Origin of the sequence: Psychrobacter pasteurii (assembly GCF_900162815.1) — a bacterium.
GTDB classification, from domain to species: Bacteria; Pseudomonadota; Gammaproteobacteria; order Pseudomonadales; family Moraxellaceae; genus Psychrobacter; species Psychrobacter pasteurii.
In genome coordinates, this window is record NZ_FUGD01000088.1 from 34270 (window position 1) to 40269 (window position 6000).

A 6000-nucleotide genomic window follows, 5' to 3' on the forward strand; every position below is an offset into this window, starting at 1 on the left:
AGCAAAATTTGTTTTTTTCCTTTATATTGTGCCTACATTATACAAACCACCCTATATCTTGTGTTTTATCCTAAACACAGGCACTATAGGTATTAGGTGATATTTTTCAGTGGTGAGACGAAACTATCGGCTCACTTAGCAATAACTAGCGGAGACAGCAATGACAAATATGGATAAAATAAAAGTAATGAAACGAGACGGCCGCCTAGAGCCAATCGATTTAGATAAAATCCATAAGGTCATCACTTGGGCCGCTGAAGGATTAGATAACGTCTCCGTTTCTCAAGTAGAATTAAAATCTCATATCCAGTTCTATGATGGCATTAAGACTCGTGATATTCATGAGACCATCATCAAAGCTGCTGCTGACCTTATTTCAGAAGAGACACCAGATTATCAGTATCTGGCTGCCCGTTTGGCCATCTTCCACTTACGTAAAATTGCCTACAATCAATTTGAGCCACCTCACTTATATGACCACGTGGTTAACCTAACTGAGTCTGGCAAATATGATGAGCACATTTTACAAGACTACTCTCGTGAAGAGTTTGAAGAGCTAAACGAGTACATCGATCACTGGCGTGATATGACCCTAGCCTATGCTGCTGCTGAGCAAATGGCTGGTAAATACTTAGTACAAGACCGTGTTACTAAAAAAGTATATGAGAGCCCACAGTTCTTATACATGCTAGTGGGTATGTGTCTGTTTGCCTCTTATGACAAATCTGAGCGTCTGCACTATGTGAAGCGTTTTTATGATGCCAGCTCACAGTTTAAGATCTCATTACCAACGCCAATCATGTCAGGTGTGCGTACGCCTTCACGTCAGTTCAGCTCATGTGTATTGATCGAGTGTGGCGATAGCTTAGACTCAATCAACGCCACAACTAGTGCCATCGTACGCTATGTCTCTCAGCGTGCTGGTATCGGTATCAACGCCGGTAACATCCGCGCTCTAGGTAGCCCTATCCGTGGTGGTGAAGCTCAGCACACCGGTTGTATTCCGTTCTACAAGCTATTCCAAACTGCAGTTAAGTGCTGTTCACAAGGTGGCGTACGTGGTGGTGCGGCGACGTTATTCTACCCACTGTGGCACTTAGAAGTTGAATCTTTATTGGTTCTTAAGAACAACCGCGGTGTGGAAGACAACCGTGTACGTCATATGGACTACGGCGTTCAGATTAACCGTACGCTGTATACACGCTTGATTAAAGGTCAAGACATTGCCCTATTCTCACCTTCTGACGTACCAGGTCTATACGAAGCGTTCTTCGCGGATCAAGATAAATTTGAAGAGCTATACACCAAGTATGAGCAAGATGAGAGTGTCCGTAAGCGCCATGTTCCTGCAGCCGATTTATTCAGCTTATTAATGCAAGAGCGTGCCAGCACCGGCCGTATCTACATCCAAAACGTTGACCACTGTAACACCCACAGTCCGTTTGACCCAAGCGTTGCGCCAATTCGCCAGTCAAACTTATGTATGGAAATCGCCTTACCTACTAAGCCATTAGACAACATCAATGATGAAAAGGGTGAAATCGCTTTATGTACGTTATCTGCGGTGAACTTAGGTGAAGTTGATAACTTACAAGACATTGAAGAGCCAGCAGAGCTAATCGTCCGTGCTTTAGATGCTTTATTAGACTACCAAGACTATCCAGTTAAAGCGGCTGAAAATGGCAGTATGAACCGCCGTACACTGGGAGTGGGCGTTATTAACTATGCTTACTACTTAGCCAAAAATGGCGTTAAATACTCAGACGACTCAGCATTAGGTCTAACGCATCAGACGTTTGAAGCGCTACAGTACTATTTACTAAAAGCTTCTAACAAGCTTGCTAAAGAAAAAGGCGCTTGCCCTGCATTTAATGAGACAACTTATTCGCAAGGTATCCTGCCCATTGATACTTATAAGTCTGACTTAGACAAAGTATGTAATGAGCCATTACAGCTAGATTGGGAAGCTCTACGTAGTGAGATTAAAGAGCACGGCTTACGTAACTCTACCCTATCAGCGCTAATGCCTTCTGAAACTTCAAGTCAGATTGCTAACGCTACTAACGGTATTGAGCCACCACGTGGTTTGGTTTCAGTTAAAGCCTCTAAAGATGGTATCTTAAAGCAAGTGGTACCTGATATCTTAAACTTAAGAGATCAGTACGAACTACTATGGCAAATGCCAAATAACGATGGCTACTTGAAGCTGGTTGCAATTATGCAGAAATTTATCGACCAAAGTATCTCTGCTAATACCAACTATGACCCAAGCCGCTTTGAAGGCAGCCGCGTACCGATGAAAGTGCTTCTAAAAGACTTGCTAACCGCGTATAAGCTAGGCGTTAAGACGCTTTACTATCACAACACCCGTGATGGCGCTAACGACGCTCAAGCCGACATTGATGATGGCTGTGCTAGCGGTGCGTGTAAGCTTTAATGCTATAAAATCAATGTAGCATAAAGTGGTTTATTGTATTGAATACCCCCTTAAATTAAGGGGGTTATTTCGGATATAAAAACACCATTACCCATTAAGTTTTGTTACCCTACTTTGCGATGTAATCTATTCGACTTTATTGCAACTGCCTGTTAAGACTCATAAAACTTAAAATCTCTCATAAATATAAAAGGTAGAATCATGACTTACTCAATTTTTAGCCAAACCAAAAACGATGCTCTTAAAGAGCCGATGTTTTTTGGTCAACCGGTTAACGTGGCACGTTATGACCAACAAAAGCACCCTATCTTTGAGCAGTTAATCGAAAAGCAATTGTCATTTTTCTGGCGCCCAGAAGAGGTTGACGTATCAAAAGACCGTATCGACTATGGCAACCTATCAAGCCATGAGCAGCACATTTTTATCAGTAACCTAAAGTATCAGACTCTGCTAGACTCCATTCAAGGTCGTAGCCCAAACGTGGTACTACTGCCTCTAGTTTCTATCCCTGAGCTTGAAACATGGATTGAAACTTGGTCGTTCTCTGAGACCATTCACTCTCGCAGCTATACCCATATTATCCGTAACATCGTTAACGACCCTGCTGTCGTATTTGACGACATTATGGAAAATGAGCACATTCTACAACGTGCCTCAGACATTGCTTTCTTCTATGACGATCTGTATCAGCACTCACAGCTATACAGCTTATTTGGCCCAGGTACGCATGTGGTCAATGGCGAAGAAAAGTATGTTGACTTAAGAAAGCTAAAAAAACAATTATACCTATGCTTGATGGCAGTTAACGTTCTTGAAGCCATTCGCTTCTATGTATCATTCGCTTGCTCGTTCGCCTTCGCAGAGCGTAAGCTGATGGAAGGTAACGCCAAAATCATTAAACTAATTGCCCGTGATGAAGCGCTACATTTAACCAGTACTCAGCACATGATTAACATCTTAGCCTCAGGCAAAGATGATCCAGAAATGGCTGAGATTGCTGAAGAATGCTATGAAGAAAGCATTGATATCTTCCGCAAAGCGGCTGAACAAGAAAAAGAATGGGCCGGATATCTGTTTAAAGATGGCTCTATGATTGGTTTGAACAAAGACATCTTATGTCAGTACGTCGAGTACATCACTAACTTACGTATGGAAGCCGTTGGCCTGCCAGCACTATTCCCAGAGTCTAAGAGCAACCCAATTCCATGGATTAACACTTGGCTATCTTCTGACAACGTTCAAGTGGCTCCACAAGAGACAGAAATCAGCTCTTATTTGGTAGGTCAGATTGACTCTGATTTATCAGACAGCGACTTTGATGACTTTGAACTGTAATAACTTAAAGCTATGATACTGTAAAAAAGTCATTTGATTAATAAAAAAAGTCCGCGATATATCGCGGACTTTTTCTTTGTTATTTACAGTTAAAAGACGACCTTTTCAACTACTGAGGTAAAGGCTCTACATCGGGTCGAGCCCCATTTTCAAATAATTCAATAAGCTCTTCTCTTAGCTGAGCGCGTTGCTCATCGCTTAGTGGATTATTGCTCATCTCAGGAGACTCAAGCAGTAACTCTGGATCAGTAGGCATTTCAGCAGGCATCTGTACCTCAGTTTGCGTAGGACGCTCAGCCAAAGTAATGTCAATGTTCATATTCTCAGAGCCACGCACCACTTGCACTTGTAGCACACTGTTAGGCATTTTGCGTGCCACATGCTGAATCAGACGGTTTGAGTCGGTCATCTCAACCCCATCTATCGATAAGATAATATCTCCCACCTTCAAGCCACTTTTAGCAGCTGGGCTACCAGGAATGATATTACGGACAATCACGCCTGTGGTTGTATCAATTTGTGCTGGATCACGAAGCTGAGATAACACCTCGATACCTAGCCAGCCACGGCTTACTTTTCCATCTTTAATAATGGCATTCATCACTTGCTCGACAAGCGCCGTTGGGATAGCAAAGCCAATCCCCATAGAGCCACCTGAACGTGAGAAGATAAGCGTATTAATTCCCACAAGCTCCCCACGGGCATCTACCAAAGCACCGCCAGAGTTACCTGGGTTAATGGCCGCATCGGTCTGGATAAAGTCTTCAAAAGTATTCACCCCTAAGCCTGTACGCCCAGTAGCCGAAATGATACCTTGAGTCACTGTCTGCCCCACACCAAATGGGTTACCGATAGCTAGTGCCACATCCCCTACTTCAATAGGATTTTCTCTAAAAGCCAAAGGCTCAAGCCCAGTCATATCTACTTTAATAACCGCCAAATCACTATCAGGATCGGTGCCCACTACTTGAGCAACTGCTTTTCGACCATCGTTTAATGCCACAACAATTTCATCGGCTTTTGCAATTACATGAGCGTTGGTTACAATATAGCCATCTTTTGAGACGATAACCCCGGAGCCCAAGTTAGTTTCTTGCTGAGCATGAGGATTTTGCCCATGAAACTCATAAAAACGACGCAAGATAGGATCGTTCATATAAGGGCTTTGGGTAATGGTCTGCGTAGTATAGATATTAACGACTGAGCGTGATGCCTTCGCAACCGCATTGTGATATGACACAATAGGCTCAGGCTTATCAGAATCTCTATCCGTATTCAGCGGAATGGAGGTAGTCTCACTACGAGGAGGCTCCCAAGCCGGTTGCTGACTGGTTTTTTGTTCAATATAAACCCAGATAAAAGCTGCTAACACAGCAATCAATAATAACCAGGGTAAAATCTTCCAGATAACACTGGTTTTTGATGATGCAGACATGTCACTCCTCGATGTCAAAACGCACTAAATGGTTAAAATAGGCTAACTCATAGTACAAACACCAGACCTCACATACCTTTAGAGGACTTAAGCGGTGGCCAGTATTTTACGTTTTACGGTGATAATGGATATTTTGATTTTGATAAGTTTAATAAATTAATAGTTTAATGACTTAATAATCACTTAAAATAGTATTAGTTTAACATTTGTCAGCCTATTACTGGCGTGCCCGATTCTATTTTTAGCCGCTATATTGTTCTATTCATGTTACTTGCAGCCTATCACGCCCGATTTCAAACGCATATTTTTTGACCTCCTCCCCTCGCTAAACCGAGGGGATTCCTACAGCTAGACGGTCAAGCCCGACCGCAAGGATGTTCTTAGCAGCATTGATATCTCTATCATGCCATGTGCCACACTCAGCACACCTCCATCCTCTTATTCGCAAACCTGCTCTACCTTTCGGACTACTGTCACTTATTTTGTGGCAGTACGAGCAGGTCTGGGTAGTGTAACTTTCATTTACCATCTCAAGCTGACAACCTGCATGCTTGCATTTATATTCCAGTTGTCGTTTAAGTTCAAACCATCCGGCATCATACGTTGATTTAGCTAGGTTGGTCATCGAATTGGTAAATGAGCGTGATTTTATATCACCAACCACTATCAAGGCATTGTCTTTAACAAGCTTGGCGGTGAATTTATGAATTAAGTCTAATCTTGTGTTTTTGATTTTAGCGTGGATTGCTTTGACACGCTTTTTATTCTTAGCACGCTGGGCTACTGCTAATTT

General features: G+C 42.6%; 4 protein-coding genes. 2 read left to right on the forward strand and 2 right to left on the reverse strand.

From position 1 onward, the window contains the following. The first annotated feature begins 160 nt into the window (after window positions 1-160). Both nrdA and nrdB read left to right on the forward strand, forming a co-directional pair. A complete protein-coding gene (gene nrdA / locus A1232T_RS08120) occupies window positions 161-2437 on the forward strand; it encodes a class 1a ribonucleoside-diphosphate reductase subunit alpha (RefSeq protein WP_077448950.1) in 2277 nt (758 codons plus the stop codon). 201 nt (window positions 2438-2638) lie between these two features. Next, the gene (gene nrdB, locus A1232T_RS08125) at window positions 2639-3772 is read left to right on the forward strand and encodes a class Ia ribonucleoside-diphosphate reductase subunit beta (RefSeq protein WP_077448951.1); all 1134 of its coding nucleotides are present in this window, start codon (window positions 2639-2641) and stop codon (window positions 3770-3772) included. A gap of 109 nt (window positions 3773-3881) precedes the next feature. On the opposite strand, the gene A1232T_RS08130 is transcribed toward nrdB, so the two are convergent. Then, window positions 3882-5207: a S1C family serine protease gene (locus A1232T_RS08130; RefSeq protein WP_077448952.1), complete on the reverse strand. Its 1326-nt coding sequence runs from the start codon at window positions 5205-5207 to the stop codon at window positions 3882-3884. Window positions 5208-5532: 325 nt separating this feature from the next. After that, window positions 5533-6000: RNA-guided endonuclease InsQ/TnpB family protein (locus tag A1232T_RS08135; protein ID WP_143513970.1), on the reverse strand; the 468-nt coding region annotated here is incomplete at its 5' end.